The 16,913-nt window shown below is 73.5% G+C and carries 10 protein-coding genes; 3 read left to right on the top strand and 7 right to left on the bottom strand.

What is annotated here, in order from left to right; translation table 11 throughout:
• Positions 1–45 precede the first annotated feature (45 nt).
• Both ACIRJR_RS08820 and ACIRJR_RS08815 read right to left on the bottom strand, forming a co-directional pair.
• Positions 46–3,408, bottom strand: a complete 3,363-nt coding sequence (locus ACIRJR_RS08820) for an ATP-dependent helicase (protein WP_403775932.1) — start codon at positions 3,406–3,408, stop codon at positions 46–48.
• A gap of 400 nt (positions 3,409–3,808) precedes the next feature.
• Entirely contained in the window at positions 3,809–4,219 is a 411-nt protein-coding gene (locus tag ACIRJR_RS08815) for an MGMT family protein (RefSeq protein WP_403775929.1), read from the bottom strand.
• Between the two features lie 215 nt (positions 4,220–4,434).
• Here ACIRJR_RS08815 and ACIRJR_RS08810 point away from each other — a divergent pair, with 215 nt between their 5' ends.
• From ACIRJR_RS08810 to ACIRJR_RS08800, 3 genes are all read left to right on the top strand, one after another.
• A complete protein-coding gene (locus ACIRJR_RS08810) occupies positions 4,435–7,185 on the top strand; it encodes a lysylphosphatidylglycerol synthase domain-containing protein (protein WP_403775926.1) in 2,751 nt (916 codons plus the stop codon).
• Positions 7,186–7,262: 77 nt separating this feature from the next.
• Entirely contained in the window at positions 7,263–8,855 is a 1,593-nt protein-coding gene (locus tag ACIRJR_RS08805) for an alpha/beta hydrolase (RefSeq protein WP_403775923.1), read from the top strand.
• Between the two features lie 78 nt (positions 8,856–8,933).
• Entirely contained in the window at positions 8,934–10,454 is a 1,521-nt protein-coding gene (locus ACIRJR_RS08800; RefSeq protein WP_403775920.1) for an alpha/beta hydrolase, read from the top strand.
• Between the two features lie 70 nt (positions 10,455–10,524).
• Here the strand turns inward: ACIRJR_RS08800 and moeZ are convergent, their stop codons facing one another.
• The 5 genes from moeZ to ACIRJR_RS08775 form a co-directional block, all read right to left on the bottom strand.
• Complete coding sequence (moeZ, locus tag ACIRJR_RS08795) at positions 10,525–11,703, bottom strand: adenylyltransferase/sulfurtransferase MoeZ (RefSeq protein ID WP_403775917.1); 1,179 nt, start codon at positions 11,701–11,703, stop codon at positions 10,525–10,527.
• An 84-nt stretch (positions 11,704–11,787) separates the two neighbouring features.
• The gene (locus ACIRJR_RS08790; RefSeq protein WP_403775914.1) at positions 11,788–12,615 is read right to left on the bottom strand and encodes a spherulation-specific family 4 protein; all 828 of its coding nucleotides are present in this window, start codon (positions 12,613–12,615) and stop codon (positions 11,788–11,790) included.
• The gene (locus tag ACIRJR_RS08785) at positions 12,603–13,568 is read right to left on the bottom strand and encodes an NAD-dependent epimerase/dehydratase family protein (protein WP_403775911.1); all 966 of its coding nucleotides are present in this window, start codon (positions 13,566–13,568) and stop codon (positions 12,603–12,605) included. Before ACIRJR_RS08785 ends, ACIRJR_RS08790 begins: the two co-directional genes overlap by 13 nt.
• A gap of 134 nt (positions 13,569–13,702) precedes the next feature.
• Positions 13,703–14,902: a hypothetical protein gene (locus ACIRJR_RS08780; protein ID WP_403775908.1), complete on the bottom strand. Its 1,200-nt coding sequence runs from the start codon at positions 14,900–14,902 to the stop codon at positions 13,703–13,705.
• A 34-nt stretch (positions 14,903–14,936) separates the two neighbouring features.
• Positions 14,937–16,745 (bottom strand): DUF3492 domain-containing protein, encoded by a 1,809-nt coding sequence (locus ACIRJR_RS08775; protein ID WP_403776436.1) that lies wholly within the window; start codon positions 16,743–16,745, stop codon positions 14,937–14,939.
• Positions 16,746–16,913: the final 168 nt, after the last annotated feature.

Here is a 16,913-nt window from a genome sequence, read left to right as displayed (position 1 = left end):
CGGACGCACCGACAGAGCGGACCCGCGCGGAATCCGCCGGGAAGATCATTCGACGATCTGGCGGCCCTCGGGCTGGGCGCTGCACGACGCCTTGAAGGTGCAGTGGGTGCAGTGCTGGCCGGTCGTGGGGGTGAACCGTTCGTCCAGGACCCGTCCGGCGGCCGTGGCGAGCAGGTCGGAGACCCATTCCCCGGAGAGGGGTTCCTGTGCCTGGACCTTCGGCAGGGCGTCGCCTCCCTCCTTCTTCGGGGCGGGCTGGCGCAGCTGGACGAGTTCGGCGCCTCCCGCTTCCGGGCGGCGCCCGTCGAAGACCTCGTCGACGGCGCCTTCCCTGACTGCCAGCTGGTACACGGCGAGCTGGGGATGGGTGGCGACCTCGTCCCTGGTCGGTGCTCCCTTGCCGGTCTTGAAGTCGACGACGTAGGCCCGGCCCTCGGTGTCCTGCTCGACCCGGTCCATGGAGCCCCGGATGCGCACGGCGTACTCGCCCGCCTCGAGGGTGACGTCGAAGTCGTGCTCGCTGGCGGCGGGGGTGCGTCCGGCGCGGTCCATGACGTGCCAGCGCAGGAAGCGCTCCAGAGCGGCGCGCGCCTGGTCCTTCTCCTGCCGCGACTTCCAGGGCGCGTCGAAGACCAGCCCGTCCCATACGGAGTCGAGGCGTTCCATCAGGACGTCCAGGTCGGCGGCGGTCCGTCCGGAGGCCACCTCGTCGGCGAGGACGTGGACCACGTTGCCGAAGCCCTGCGCCGCCGTCGCCGGGGCGTCGGCCTTCACCTCACGGCCCAGGAACCACTGGAGGGCACAGGTGTTGGCGAGCTGGTCGAGCGCGCTCCCGGAGAGCGCGACGGGGCGGTCCCGGTCACGCAGCGGGACCTCGGAACGGGTCGGTTCGTGCAGCCCCCACCAGCGGTACGGGTGGGCCGCGGGCACCAGTGGCCGGTCCTCGTCGTCGGTGAGCGCCGCGAGCCGGGCGAGCCTGCGGGCCGCGGCGTCGCGCAGTGCCTCCGAGGCCCTGGGGTCCACGGTCGTCGCCCGGAGCTCGGCGACGAGCGGGGCGACGGCGAGCGGGCGTCGGGGCCGCCCGGTGATGTCGCGGGGCTCGACGCCGAGTTCGGTGAGGAAGCGCGAGGGCTGGTCGCCGTCGTCGGCGGGCGCCTTGACCGCGGTGACGACGAGGCGTTCACGGGCCCGGGTCGCGGCGACGTAGAAGAGGCGGCGCTCCTCGGCCAGGAGCGCCCCCGGGGTGAGCGGTTCGGCCAGTCCGTCGCGCCCGATCCGGTCCGCCTCCAGGAGCGATCCCCGGCGGCGCAGGTCGGGCCAGAGTCCCTCCTGTACCCCCGCGACGACCACCAGGCGCCACTCCAGTCCCTTGGAGCGGTGCGCGGTCATCAGACGGACGGCGTCGGGGCGCACCGCGCGCCGGGACAGGGTGTCGGCGGCGATGTCCTGGGCGTCGACCTCCTCCAGGAAGTTGAGTGCGCCGCGCCCCCCGGTGCGCTCCTCGGCCCGTGCGGCGGTGTCGAAGAGGGCGCACACCGCGTCGAGGTCCCGGTCGGCGTTCCGGCCGCCCGCGCCGCCGCGCAGTGCCGCCCGCTCCAGCCGGCCCGGCCAGGGGGTTCCGTTCCACAGGGTCCACAGGGCCTCCTCGGCGGTGCCGCCGCCCTCGAGGAGTTCGCGGGCCTTGCGCAGGAGCGCGCCGAGCCGCTGGGCTCCGCGGGCGTAGGCCGGGTCGTGCGTGACCAGCCGCTCGGGCTCGGCGAGGGCCCGGGCCAGCAGTTCCCCGGACGGCGGCGGTACGCGGTTCCCGGCGGCGCGCTCCTCGTCGCGCAGGGCGCGTCCGAGACGGCGCAGGTCGGCCGCGTCCATGGAGCCGAGCGGTGAGGTGAGGAGGGTCATGGCGGTCTCGGTGTCGAGGCGGCCGGGTGCCACCGCATCGCTCCCCTCGCCGGCCTCGTCCTCCGGGTCCTCGGGCGCGGCGGGGCGCAGCGCCGCCGTGGCGACGGTGCGCAGCGCGGTCAGGAGCGGGGCGACCGCCGGCTCGTGGCGCAGCGGCAGGTCGTCACCGTCGACCTCCAGGGGGACGCCTGCGGAGGTGAGCGCCCGGCGCACGGCGAGGAGGGAACGTCCGCCGGCGCGGACGAGCACCGCCATGTCCCTCCAGGCCACGCCGTCCTCCAGGTGCGCGCGCCGGAGGACGTCGGCGATGTTCTCCAGCTCGCTGGAGGGCGTCGGGAAGGTGTACGCCTCGACGCGGCCGCCGCCGCGGACGGGGGACAGTTCCCGGTGGGCGCGGACCTTGTCCGAGGGCAGACGGGTGAGCGGCATCCGGCGGGTGAGCAGCCGGGTGGCCTCGAGCAGTTTCCCGCCGGAGCGGCGGGAGGTGGTGAGGACTCCGACGGGTGCGGGCGCGCCGTCGGCCCGGCGGAAGGTGTCCGGGAAGTCGAGGATGCCGTTCACGTCGGCGCCCCGGAAGGCGTAGATCGACTGGTCGGGGTCGCCGAAGGCGATCAGCGTCCGGCCGCCTCCGGTGCCGGGCGCGGCGCTCCCCCGGTTCCCGGCCAGCGCGTGCAGCAGCCGCACCTGTGCGGGGTCCGTGTCCTGGTACTCGTCGACGAGTACCAGGTCGTAGCTCCGGGCCAGTTCCGCTGCCACCTCCGGCCGTTCGGCGAGCAGGACCGCCCGGTGGACCAGTTCCGCGTAGTCGAGGACCCCCTGGGCGTCCAGGACGTCCAGGTACTCGGCGAGGAACTGTGCGGCGGCGCTCCAGTCCGGGCGGCCCGTACGGCGGGCGAACGCGGCCAGCGCGTCCGGGCCGAGACCCAGCTCACGGCTGCGGGCCAGCACCGCTCGCACCTCGTCGGCGAAGCCCCGGGTGGTCAGGCAGGCCCGCAGTTCGTCGGGCCAGCGGACGTGGGCGAGCCCGGACCGCTCCAGGCCGAGCTGCCCGGCGAGCAGCTCACGGACGGTGACGTCCTGTTCGGGGCCGGAGAGCAGGCGCAGCGGATCAGCGAAGAGATCGGCGTCCTGGTGGGCCCGGACCAGGGCGTAGCAGTAGGAATGGAAGGTGGTGGCCTGCGGCCCCCTGGTCCCGCCGAGCCGGGCCGCCATCCTGTCGCGCAGCTCGACCGCCGCCTTGCGGCTGAAGGTGAGGACGAGGATGCGGGCGGGGTCGGTCCCCCGGGCCACGCGGTGCGCGACCGTCTCGACCAGGGTCGTGGTCTTGCCCGTGCCCGGTCCGGCGAGGACCAGCAGCGGGCCGTCGCGGTGATCGGCCACCGCGCGCTGCGGCGCGTCCAGGAGAGGGGGCTCCACGGAGCCCGGCGGCGTGCGCACCAGCCGGTACGCGCCCGGAGCCCGCCGCCGTGCCTGACGGTGCGGGCTGTTCCGGGTGGTGGAGGAGGAGCTCACGTGGATCGCCGGTCCTGGTGGGTGTTCTCGGTCTGCGCGGTGGCCTGGTGGGTGTTCTCGGTCTGCGCGGTGGCCTGGTGGGTGTTCTCGGTCTACGCGGTGGCCTGGTGGGAGTTCTCGGTCCGCGCGGTGGCCTGGCCTGGTGGTGACGGCCGTCCTGGTGCGGCGGGCGGAGCGGGGGGCCGGTGGGGGACGGCCGGTCGTGACGGAAACGGACGGGGAGCGGAGTGTGCCGCGTGTGGACGACGCTACGCCAGCGACAGGCCGGACACCGGGCTGTGGACCGCGTCCCCCGTCACACGGGGACTCCGGCCGCGTCCCGCCGGAGGGCACCGATACGCCGGTACGTCCTGCTCACCGGCCAGGCGCCTGTGCCGGAGGGGCGCGATGGCGGAAGCTGTCAGGTGTGAGCTTCCTCGCCCGGACCGCCGGTCGCGCCGTCCCATCGGGCGCGCTTCATGTCGAGCCGGGGAACGTGCCCGTCCGCTTCGCGCGGGGCCCCGCGCAGCGGCGTGCCCTCCTCGCGGTAGTGGCCGAGCGCCCGCAGTTCGTGACCGGGAAGCAGCAGCCCGTCGGCCCGCACCACACGCCACCAGGGCGCCGCGGAGCCGTAGAGGGCCATCACCCGGCCCACCTGTCTCGGCCCGCCGTCCCCGAGCCACTCCGCCACGTCCCCGTAGGTCATGACGTGGCCGGGCGGGATCAGGTCCGCCACGTCCAGGACCCGCTCGGCGTATTCGGGCAGCTCGGAGGCCGCGGGGGTCACGGGCGCGGCATCCGTCCGGCCGCCGCTCGTCCGGTCTTGGCTCATCCGTCCCATCCTGCCGTACGGCACCGACAACGGGCCTGCCCGATGTCACCCTGGTCACACACCCAGCACGTGGGGGCGAAGCAGCGTATGTTGCGCATCGCGCCCGCGCAATGCACCCTGATGCCCCCCTCTGTCTGCAGGCCGTGCCACCATCATGCGGGCGGTGACCGGTGATACGAGAAAACGAAGATCCATCAGAGGCTAAGGAGCAGGGCGTGCAGCCACCGAAGGCGGCGGACGCCTCTGACGCCGAGCCGCGCCCCGAAGCGCCCGGCACCCCCGGCTCACCGGAGGCCGAGGACGCGGGGAAGACCCCGGAGTCCTCCCGGGAACACCTCGCCGGCTCGACGCTCGCTTCGTCCGAGGCGGCGCTGACCGACCGCGTCTCCGGTGACGAGCCGCTGCTGCCCGCCCGTGTGCACCGCCCCTCCGACCTGCTGAGGCTCCTCGTCGGGGTCCTCGCGATCGCCCTGCTCCTCTCCGTCGCCGCCTTCGCTCAGGGGACCACCACCGGCCTCGAGGACGACATCTCCAAGGGGACCGACCAGGCCCCCGATCTGCTGATCAAACTCGCCGGCCTGGTGTCCAGCATCGCCGTCCTCCTCGTGCCGGTCGCCTTCGCGATCGAACGCCTGGTCAAACGCGACGGGCTGCGGATCGCGGACGGTGTGCTCGCCGCCGTGCTCGCCCACGGGGTGACCCTGGCCACCGATCTCTGGGTGGCCCGGTCGGCCTCCGGGACGATCAGGGACGCGCTGACCCAGCCCCAGCCGGGGGACGCGCTCACCGACCCCGTGCACGGGTATCTCGCACCCGTCATCGCCTACATGACGGCCGTCGGGATGGCCCGGAGGCCTCGCTGGCGGGTCGTGCTGTGGGTGGTGCTGCTCCTGGACGCGTTCGCGATGCTCGTCGGCGGCTACACCACACCGTTCTCGATCGTCCTCACGGTGCTGATCGGCTGGACCGTGGCGTACGGCACGCTGTACGCGGTCGGCTCGCCGAACGTCCGCCCGACCGGCCAGCACCTGATGGCCGGTCTGCGCCACGTCGGCTTCCGCCCGGTGGCCGCGATGCGCACCGAGGACGCGCCCGACAGCGTCGACCAGAGCGACCGGGGCCGCCGCTATCTGGTCACCCTGGAGGACGGGCCACCGCTGGACGTGACGGTCGTCGACCGTGAACAGCAGGCCCAGGGCTTCTTCTACCGGGTGTGGCGCAGGCTCACCCTGCGCAGCATCACCCAGCGCCGTTCCATCCAGTCGCTGCGCCAGGCCCTGGAGCAGGAGGCGCTCCTCGCGTACGCGGCCATCGCCGCCGGGGCCAACGCGCCCAAGCTGATCGCCACGTCCGAGCTCGGACCCGACGCCGTGATGCTGGTCTACGAGCACATCGGCGGGCACTCGCTGGACGCGCTGGAGGACGAGGAGATCACCGACGACCTGGTGCGGGGTGCCTGGCGGCAGGTGAAGGCGCTCCAGTCGCGGCGGATCGCGCACCGCAGGCTGACCGGCGACGCCATCCTGGTGGATCGTTCCGGCACGGTGTTCGTCACCGATCTGCGGGGCGGTGAGATCGCGGCCGGTGACCTGGTCCTGCGCATGGACATCGCCCAGCTGCTCACCACCACCGGGCTGCGCGTGGGCGCCGAACGGGCCGTCGCCGGGGCACTCGCCGTGCTCGGGCCCGACGCCGTCGCCGACTGCCTGCCGCTGCTCCAGCCGATCGCACTGAGCCGGTCCACCCGGGCGACGCTGCGCAGGCTCGCCCGGGAGCGTTCGCAGCGCGAGCGGGAGGCGGTGCTGGAGGCCTCGCAGGCGGCGAAGCAGACCAAGGCGGAGGAGCACGACGCCGCGGCGGCCAACGACCGCAAGGCCGCCCGCAAGTCCATGCGCACGGAGAAGCAGGCCGAGAAGCGGGCGATGGACGACGCCCTGGAAGAGGCCCGCGAGGAGGACATGCTGGCCCAGATCCGCCGCCAGGTGCTGCTCATCAGACCGCAGGCCCCGGTGGAACCGGTCCGGCTGGAGCGCATCAAGCCGCGCACCCTCTTCAGCTTCATCGCGGGTTCCATCGCCGCGTACTTCCTGATCTCGCAGGTCACCCAGGCTGACTTCGGCACGGTCGTGGAGCAGGCGGAGTGGGGTTGGGTGGCCGCGGCGCTGGGCTTCTCGGCCCTGAGTTACGTCGCCGCGGCGATGAGCCTGCTCGGGTTCGTGCCCGAGCGGGTTCCCTTCGGGAAGACCGTGCTGGCGCAGGTGGCCGGATCGTTCGTGAAGATCGTGGCGCCGGCGGCGGTCGGCGGTGTGGCGCTGAACACCCGCTTCCTGCAACGCGCCGGGGTGCGCCCGGGGCTCGCGGTCGCGAGCGTGGGCGCCTCCCAGCTGTTCGGTCTCGGCTGCCACATCGTGCTGCTGGCCCTCTTCGGATATCTGACGGGTACGGAGAAGACCCCGGACTCGCTCACCCCGTCGAGGACCGTCATCGCGGGTCTGCTCACGGTCGCGGTGCTCGTGCTGGTGGTGACCGCGATCCCGTTCCTGCGGAAGTTCGTCGTCACCCGGGTGCGGTCGCTGTTCGCGGGTGTCGTGCCGCGCATGCTCGACGTGGTGCAGCGGCCGCAGAAGCTGGTCACGGGCATCGGCGGCATGCTGCTGCTCACCGGGCTGTTCGTGCTCTGCCTGGACGCGTCGATCCGCGCGTTCAGCGGTCCCGACGTCCCCCAGCTCAGCTACGCCAGCATCGCGGTCGTCTTCCTCGCGGGCAACGCCCTCGGGTCGGCGGCGCCCACCCCGGGCGGTATGGGCGCGGTGGAGGGCGCGCTGACCCTGGGACTGATCGCGGTGGGTCTGCCGAAGGAGGTCGCCGCGCCGGCGGTGCTCCTGTACCGCGTGATGACGCTCTGGCTGCCGGTGCTTCCGGGCTGGATCTGCTTCAACCAGCTGACGCGCAAGGGCGAGCTCTAGAACGTACGGGCGAGTCCACGCCACCCGCATGGACCGCGCCCCGCGCGTTCCCCCGCACCCCGCCGCACGATGGGGCCATGAGGACTTCTCCCGCCCTGCGCACCGCCGCCCTCGCCGTCACCGTGCTGCTGCCCCTGGCCGCCTGCTCGGACGACGGCGACGACGGAGGGACGGAGCAGGGGAGGCCATCGGCCGCCTCGACGGCGTCCCCCACGGCGACTCCGGAGGCTCTCTCCTCCCAGAAGCTCGACTGGCGGCCCTGCCCGGCCCCCAGCGAGGCCCAGGGCAGCGGCACGTCCCCCTCGCCGCTCCCGGGCGGGACGTCCTGGCAGTGCTCCTTCATGGACGTACCCCTCGACTACGCGGATCCGGACGGCCGGACCATCGAGCTGGCACTCATCCGTGCCACGGCACGGAACAAGGACCGGCGGATCGGATCGCTGATCTTCAACTTCGGCGGACCGGGCGCCTCCGGCGTCGCCACACTCCCCTCCTTCGGCACGGACTACGACGCCCTCCGGACCCGCTACGACCTGGTGAGCTTCGACCCCCGCGGGATCGGCCGCAGCGAGGGCGTCGAGTGCTCGGACGACGAGACGCTCGACGCGCGGTACGAGAAGGACGGCACCCCGGACGACGCCGATGAGGAGAAGGCGTTCGTCGACGACCAGAAGTCCTACATCGCGGACTGCGAGGAGAACTCCGGGGACGAGCTGCCCTACGTCGGCACGACGAACGCGGCGCGGGACATGGATCTGATGCGCCAGGTGCTCGGCGACGACAAGCTGTACTACTTCGGGATCTCGTACGGCACCGAACTGGGCGGCGTCTACGCGCACCTGTACCCGAAGAACGTCGGACGGGCCGTGCTGGACGCGGTCGTCGACCCCACCGAGGACTCGCTGCAGTCCTCACTCGGCCAGGCCGAGGGCTTCCAGCTCGCGCTGGACAACTTCACCGCCGACTGCGCCGGGCGGGACGACTGCAAGCTCCCCGGGGCCACCTCCGAGGAGGTCCAGGAGTGGATCGCCGGCCTGCTCGCGAAGCTGGAGAAGAAGCCCGTTCCAGGACTCGGTGAACGGGAACTGACGGAGACCCAGGCCACCACCGGTATCGCCTCTGCCCTCTACTCGAAGGAGACCTGGCCGCTGCTCGAACAGGGCCTCGACGAGGCGGACGGCGACAACGGCGGCCTGCTGCTCGCGCTCGCCGACTCGCTGAACGGCCGCTCCGAGGACGGGCGCTACGACAACTCGAACGCGGCCAACGCGGCCGTCAACTGCGCGGACTCCAAGCAGCGGTTCACCCTGGAGCAGACCAGGAAGGCGCTCCCCGAGTTCCGCAAGGCCTCCCCCGTGTTCGGCGACTACCTCGGCTGGGGCCTCATGGCCTGCACGGGCTGGCCGGTCGCGGGCGCCTGGGACACCCCGGACGTCAGCGCTCCCGGCTCGGCCCCGATCCTGGTCATCGGCAACACCGGGGACCCGGCGACACCGTACGCCGGGGCGAAGGCGATGGCCGCCGAGCTCGGCAAGGGCGTCGGGATCGAGCTCACGTACAAGGGCGAGGGCCACGGGGCGTACAACGGCGGCAGCACCTGTGTGCAGAGGGCGGTGGACGGCTACCTGCTCGCGGGGAAGGTGCCCGAGTCGGGAACGGTCTGCGGGTGACCGCTCGTTGGACGGCCGGACATCGGTGACGCCAGGGCCGCTCGGGCGTCGCCTTGGGCGCGGGGGGACGGAGCGCACATGCGTGTACGTGGACGGGCGGGCGCGGCGCTGACCGGAGCGGCCCTGCTGGTGACCGCCGTCCTCAGCGGGTGCGACGCCGGGCCCGCTGCCCCGCGGTCGTCGAAGGGGGCGTCGCCTGGCGGCCCCACCGCGTCCCGGCCGCTGGACTGGACACGCTGCGACGCCCCCGAGGGCGGCACCGAGCCGGGTACGTCCTGGCGGTGCGCGACCCTCGACGTACCACTGGACCACGCGGATCCGCAGGGGGAGACGATCGGCATCGCCCTGATCCGCAGAGCGGCCACGCAGAAGAGCCAGCGGCTCGGCTCCATGCTCTTCAACTTCGGCGGTCCCGGCGGCTCCGGAGTGGACATCCTGCCGCGCGCCGCCTCCTCCTACAGGGAGCTGAACACCCGCTACGACCTGGTGGGCTTCGACCCGCGCGGGGTCGCGGCGAGCGCGGGGGTCCGCTGCCGCGGCGACAAGGAGCAGGAGAAGGCCTACCGCGAGATCGACATGACCCCGGACACGCCGGCGGAGGAGGCCGCGTTCGTCGCGGACGGCACGGCCTTCGGCGCGGGCTGCGAGCGTCACTCCGGCGCGGTACTCCCGCACGTCGGCACGGCGGACGCCGCCCGGGACATGGACGCGATCCGCCGGGCGCTCGGGGACGGGAAGCTGTCGTACTTCGGCATCTCGTACGGCACGGAGCTCGGCGGGACCTACGCGCACCTCTTCCCGGAGACCGTGGGGAGGATGGTGCTGGACGCCGTCGTCGACCCGACGGCGGACACGGTGGGCCACGCCCGCAACCAGGCGACGGGTTTCCAGCGGGCCCTGGAGAACTACCTGAGGGACCGCGGCCAGGACCCCGCGGCGGGCACGCGGCGGATAGCGGAGCTGCTGGAGCGGATCGACGGGGACCCGCTGCCGACCGCCTCGGGGCGCGAGCTCAACGAATCGCTCGCCGTCACCGGCATCGTGAACCCCCTCTACTCCCCGAGCGGCTGGCCCTCCCTGACGGCCGCGCTCGACGAGGCCGAGAACAGCGGCAGGGGCGACCGGCTGCTCCGGCTGGCCGACTCGTACAACAACCGCGACGGGAACGGGCACTACGGCACCCAGAGCCACTCGCAGCGGGCGATCTCCTGCGCCGACGCGAAGGCGAGGCCGACGGCGGCCGAGGCGCGGGCGCTGCTCCCCGAATTCAGGAGGCTGTCGCCGGTCTTCGGCCCGTTCCTGGCGTGGGACACGGCCGGCTGGTGCGCTGGATGGCCGGTCGAAGGGGAGCGCGACACCCCGGAGGCGAGTGCCCCCGGCGCCGCTCCGGTCCTCGTCATCGGCACGACCGGCGACCCGGCGACACCGTACGAGGGCGCGCGGCGGATGGCCGACGAGCTGGGTGAGGGCGTCGGCGTCATGCTGACCAACAGGGGCGAGGGACACGGCTCGTACGGCGAGAGCGCGTGCGTGACCTCACTCGTCGACGCCTACTTCCTGCGGGGCGAGGTCCCCGCGGACGGGCGCACCTGCTCCTGACCTCGCGTCACGCACGCGAAGGGGCCGGCTCCGTCGCCGGAACCGGCCCCTCGTACATCGCACCGCGGGTCTAGTAGACCGGCTTCTCGGGCTCGACCTGGTGGACCCAGCCGATGACGCCGCCGCCGACGTGCACCGCGTCGGCGAAGCCCGCCGACTTGAGGACCGCGAGGACCTCGGCACTGCGGACGCCGGTCTTGCAGTTCAGGACGATGCGCCTGTCCTGCGGAAGGTCCTGGAGGGCGCTGCCCATCAGGAACTCGTTCTTCGGGATCAGCCGGGAGCCCGGGATCGAGACGATCTCGTACTCGTTCGGCTCGCGGACGTCGATGATCTCGATCTTCTCGTCGCCGTCGATCCACTCCTTGAGCTGCTTGGGAGTGATCGTGGAACCGGCCGCCGCCTCCTGGGCCTCCTCGGACACGACGCCGCAGAAGGCCTCGTAGTCGATGAGCTCGGTGACGGTGGGGTTCTCGCCGCAGACCGCGCAGTCGGGGTCCTTGCGGACCTTGACCTGGCGGTACTGCATCTCCAGCGCGTCGTAGATCATCAGACGGCCGACGAGCGGGTCACCGATACCGGCGAGCAGCTTGATGGCCTCGTTGACCTGGATGGAGCCGACGGACGCGCAGAGCACGCCCAGGACACCGCCCTCGGCGCAGGACGGGACCATGCCGGGGGGCGGCGGCTCCGGGTAGAGGCAGCGGTAGCAGGGACCGTGCTCGGACCAGAAGACGGACGCCTGGCCGTCGAAACGGTAGATCGAGCCCCAGACGTACGGCTTGTTCAGCAGGACCGCGGCGTCGTTGACCAGGTAGCGGGTGGCGAAGTTGTCCGTGCCGTCCACGATCAGGTCGTAGTCGGCGAAGATGCCCATCACGTTCTCGGCTTCGAGCCGCTCCTCGTGAAGGACGACGTTCACCAGGGGGTTGATCCCCTGCACGGTCTCCTTGGCCGACTGGGCCTTGGACTTGCCGATGTCGGCCTGGCTGTGGATGATCTGGCGCTGCAGGTTCGACTCGTCGACCTCGTCGAACTCGACGATGCCGAGCGTGCCGACACCGGCCGCGGCCAGGTACATCAGGGCCGGCGAGCCGAGGCCGCCGGCGCCCACACAGAGCACCTTCGCGTTCTTCAGCCGCTTCTGCCCGTCCATCCCGACATCCGGGATGATCAGGTGGCGGGAGTACCTGCGGACCTCATCGACGGTGAGCTCGGCAGCCGGCTCGACCAGGGGTGGCAGCGACACAGGAACCTCAACAATGCAGGTGGTCGGTTTCTACGTACTTCATCTACGTACGGTTGTTCTCCCGTAACACTGCCACGCCGCTCCTCATTCCGAGATACCGGGTCCGATCCGCGAGACGAATTCGTCCCAGTAGCTGGGCCGTGCCGCGAATGGGTCGGTTTGCCCCTTCCCGCCGTCCCGGTCGGTGAAGAAGATCGTGCCCGCGCCCTGCCAGCGGGCGATACGCATGGCCTCCTCCAGGTGGGTGCGCGGGACACCGTGGACGAAGTGGGCGAAGCGGCCGGGTTCGTAGGCGGCGGTCCACTCCGCCACCTGCGACCAGCGGTAGTCGGCCCAGGCCCCCCGGAAGGTGACCAGTTGGTCCGCGGCCTCGGCGTATCCCGGATGCGGGTGGGTGCCGTGGCCCAGGACGAGGCGCCCGCCCTCCTCGTCCGCGCTGTCGCTGTCGGCCAGCAGGGCGGCGAGGGTGCTGCTCAGCCGGCGGACGGCAGGGAGCCCGTCGCGCTCGGCGGGGCAGCGGTCCAGGTAGAAGCCGCCGACGCGGTACCAGTCGAGGTAGGACCGGGCGTCGGCGACCAGCTCGCCGAAGGGGCGGGCGCCGAAGGCCAGATCGATGTGACCCAGCAGTCTGCCTCCCGCGGCCCGGACGGTGTCATCGGGCACCTCACCGTGCACGGCCCGCTCACGGGCGTTGCGCAGCCGCCCGGCGGCCTCCAGGCAGTGCGGGTCGGGCCGGGCACCCGGCCCGTTGTCGATGTTGAGGACCGCCCAGTGCAGCGGGGTGCCCGGCCTGCTGAGTCCGGCCCATTCGGCGGGCGCGACCAGCGGATGGGCGTATCCGGGCACCCCGACGCCGAGTCGCTCGGCGCAGGCGGTCCTCGGCGTGGCTCCGGTGCTGGTCAGATGCGGCACGCCGCCTCCATCCAGATGTCGGCGAGGGACTCCTCCAGATTGATCCTGGGGCGCCAGCCGAGCCGGTCCCGCGCAGTGCGCACATCAGCCTGCTGCCAGGCACCGCAGCCGTCCGGGTAGGGGGAGGGCGTCGCCGCGAGGTGTTCGACGACCGACTCCGCGGAGGCGCGGGGGGCCCCGATGGGGAGCCGTGCGGGGGGCGCGTCCAGCTCGTGGAGCGCACCGGCGTATCCGGCGACCCTGGCGAGGATCGCTGCCGCGTCGCGCAGCCGTACGGCCCTGCCGGTGCCGATGTTGACCACGCCCTGGGCTGCGGAGAGCGAGGCCGCGTGCACGGCGCGCGCCACGTCGCGTACGTCGACGAAGTCGCGTTGCACCCCCAGGCCGCTGAGCTTGAGCTCGGGGTCGCCGGACTGCATGGCGCGGCGCATCGTCTCGGCGAGCCGGCCGAGCGGGGAGCCGGCCGGGGTTCCCGGCCCCACCGGTGAGAAGACCCGCAGCACGACGGCGTCCAGACCGGAGCCGAGGACCAGCTCCGTGGCGGCGAGCTTGCTGACGCCGTACGGACCGCCGGGGCGGGGCACCGCGTCCTCGGCCGTCGACGAGCCGGGCTGCGAGGGCCCGTACTCGGAGGCGCAGCCGACCTGGACGAGCCGTGCGCTGCAGCCGCTGCGACGCATGGCCTCGCAGACGGTGGCGACGGCGACGGTGTTGTGACGCGTCAGGTCCCGGGCACCACCGCGGGTGGCGCCCGCGCAGTTGACGACGACCCCGGGGTGGACGGCGTCCAGGAAGCGGGTGAGTGCCCCGGGGCTGCCGCCCGCGAGGTCGAAACGCACGTCGGCGTCGTCTCCGCGGCCGAGTGCCGTCAGGTGCACGGCGGGGTCGGCGAGCAGGCGGTCGGCGACGAAGCGGCCGAGGAATCCGTTCGCTCCGAGCAGCAGAACCCTCATCGCGCGCCCCCTCGGTGCCGACGGCGCGCTGCCGGAGCGGGGGATTGGGGGGTCATGTCCGGTGTCTCCTTGAGGAAGGTGTGTGCGGTACGGAAGACCCGCGGCGTCGGCTCCGCGGGGTGGGACGGGCCCGGCTAGGCCGAGGCGTGGGCGGACGCCCGGGTGAGGGTGACCGATGCGTGGATCAGCAGCCCGAACGCGGCGATGCCGCACGCGAGGACGGGCACGCCGGCGGGGCCGGCCGCGGCGACGACGGCGTCCACCGGCCGGGCGAGGAGGCCGAGGCCGGGCAGCCGTCCGGCGAGGACCAGGAAGGTGGCCGCCACTTCGACGGCGCAGGCCGCCGCGAGTCCGGTGGCGGCGGGTTCCGGAAAGCCGTGGACGGCCAGCAGGCGGGCCAGGAAGAGCAGGGCACCGAGCGCGACCGGCCCCACCGGACTGCTGCCCGGGCCGGGCTGTCCGAGGCCGGCGAGGTACAGCAGCGCGGTCAGCGCGCAGAGGAAGAGCGCGAGGACCCCGAAGAGCAGCGGGCGTACACCGGCGCCGAACTCCGACAGCGCGTGGGACCCGGCGAGCCGGTGGCGCGCGTGGCCGGCGAACAGGTGGGCGCACCAGGCCGCGGGGGCGAGGGCGAGCGCCAGCCCGAGAAGGGGTCCGGGTGCGGCCGTCCAGCGGCCGTCGGGACCGCCGCTGATGACCTGGGCGAGCAGGTCGTCGCCGTACACGACGTAGCCGAGGAGCCAGCAGACGTACGGCGTGACTCCCCCGGTGCCGTCCGGGGCGCGCAGCGGGCCGCCGCGCAGGCAGAGGCGGAGCCCGAGGACGACGAGCAGGGCGCCGACGGCGGTCACCGCGAACCGGGTTCCACCGCCGAGCACCCCCTCGGTGGCCCTGAGCGCCCCGACGGTCGCGAGGCAGGCGGCCCCGGGCAGCAGCGCCGAGAGCGTCCATCCGGCCCGCGCTTCCCCGCCGGGGTACGGCGGTCGTCCGGGGGCGCGGGGGGCGTGCCTGCGCGCGCCGGGGGCGCGGGCGTAGAGCTCCTCTGCGAGCGAGAAGACGTCGCGGTGCCGGTAGCGCGCGGCGGTCCGGTCGGTGAGTCCGTGGGCCTCCAGGCCGGCGGCGATCTCCAGGGGGTCGACGGCACGCTCGCAGAGGTCCCGGTGCCGGTGCATGAGCACCTTCACCGGGTCCGCGGGGCCGCGCCCGGCCGCCGGCCCGCGGGCGGGGCGGTAGGCGATCTCGGGCGCCCGGACGGCGGACCGGACCGTCCCGGGCCCCGCGTCCGTCGCCTCTGCCCCGGCGTCCGGGTCCGGGGCGTCGGTCGGTCTGCCCATCGGGGCTCCTCCGTGGTCGTGGCCGCTGGTCTCGTCACGCATCGCCGTCCCCCGCTCCGCGTGCGCCCGCGCACACGCCTTCCGCGCCGATGGCCCAGCTCGGTACCCGGGACGCACCCGCGGAGCCCGGCGCGGGGAAGCCGGCGGTGACGGGTTCCGGGGGCAGCTCACCCAGCACATGGGCCTCCGGGGGCGTGGCGAAGGGGCGCGGCGGGCCGTCCGGATCCCAGGTGGTGGCAGGGACCGTCCGGCGGGCCGGCGCGTGGCCGGCCAGGTCCAGGTAGATGCCGCGGAAGGCCGCGAGGTTCTGCTCGACGGTGAAGAGTTCGAGCGCCCTGGCTCGCGCCGCCGCGCCCAGGCGCGCGCGGCGCTCGGGGTCGCGCAGGAGCTCGACGCAGGCGTCGGCGAGCGCCCGCGGATTGCGCGGGGGCACCACCAGTCCGGTGCCGCCGACGACCTCGACCACGGCTCCCACATCCGTCGAGACAGTGGCCCTGCCGCAGAACATGGCTTCCACGAGGCTGATGGGAAAGCCCTCGACGACGCTGGACAGCACGACGACGCCACCGGCGGCGTAGGCGTGCGCGAGGTCGGGCACCTCGGGGCCGCCGATCTCCTCGAAGGTGACCGGGCTGTCGCCCTCGGCGTAAGGGTCCGGGGCCTCGTCGGGGAAGAGCTGGGCGGCGAGTGCCCGGCAGCCGGCCAGGTAGGTGTCGCCCTCACGCTCGTGGACCGGCGCTCCGAAGATCCTCAGCCGGGTGTCCGGCTCGGCCCTGCGCACCTCCGCGAAGGCGTGGAGCAGGGCGATCAGGTCCTTGGCCGGTTCGATCCGCCCGATCCACACCAGGGTGGCGGGACCGCCCGCGTCATGGCCCTCCCCCACGGCCCCGAACCGCTCCGCCTCCATGCCCGGGTAGACCGTGCGGAGCTTGTCCCGGCCGGCGCCGAACCGCTCCTGCCAGCGGCGTACGTGGGTGTTGCCGGGGGTGATCACCGCGGCCTGCCGGTACACCTCGGAGGCCAGCAGACCGTGGAAGTTGGCCAGCAGGGCGCGCACCGGCGCACCGAGCGCCGCCCCGGACGACACGAGGTAGTGGGCACGCAGAGGCACGCCGTGCTCGGTCACCAGCAGCGGCACGCCGAAGAAGCGTTTGGCCAGGAGTCCCGGAAGGGCCGCCGCACCGCCCGACGCCGCGTGGCAGACGTCGACCGCGCCGAGGCCGTCCTCCTCGTACCAGTCGAGGGAGAGCGGGCGCAGGGCGCGCTCCAGCTCCGCCACGAAGGCGAGGTAGTCGGGGACGGTGGCGCTGTGGACGGTCCGCCCGGTGCCCGGAGCCCGGCAGGCCGACTCCACGATGCGTACGGTCGCCTCGGAGCGCAGGGCGGTCCGCAGCCCGTCGCGCTCCCGGGCCAGTTCGGCGAGGCCGTAGAGGCCGTCGGCGAAGGGGCCGGACACCGCCCCGGCGTCCGCTCCGCCGGATTCCGGTCCGGCTTCCGCACGCGCGCAGACCGCTCCGACGAGCGCCGTCACGTGCGCCGTGAAGCGCCGTCGGTCACGCCGTCCGTAGGAGCGCCCCAGGCCGGTGGCGAGTCTGCCCGTCAGGCCCCTGGGGCGGCCGGGGTGCCGGGGGCCGTCCTCGTCCGTCCACATCGGAGCCGTCCGTACCCTGGCGACCCGGTCGGGGAGCCTGACCCAGCCCCGTCGCTCCTGGTCGGCCGAGCGGCTGAGCGCGAAGAGGTCGAACTCGTGCTGGGGAAGACCGCGCACCAGGCGGTCGCACCAGAGTCTGGACTCACCGGTCGCATACGGATAGCCACCGTCCGTGAGGAGTCCGATCCGCACGAGCACACCCCCGATCTCCCTTGTGGGCGGCCGCCGTTGATCGGCGGCTCACAGCGGGACGACCGTATGCGGACAGACAGGTGGTGGGGGGGGGGGGGGGGGGGGGGGGGCCCCCCGCGGGGGGGGGGGGGCGAAAAAAAACAAAAAAAAAAGCAGAGGTTTGTGTGG

It is taken from the genome of Streptomyces sp. NPDC102402 (assembly GCF_044765765.1).
Lineage (GTDB): Bacteria > Actinomycetota > Actinomycetes > Streptomycetales > Streptomycetaceae > Streptomyces.
Note: the sequence above shows the minus strand (reverse complement) of the source record. Positions and strands in the feature narration are given on the sequence as shown.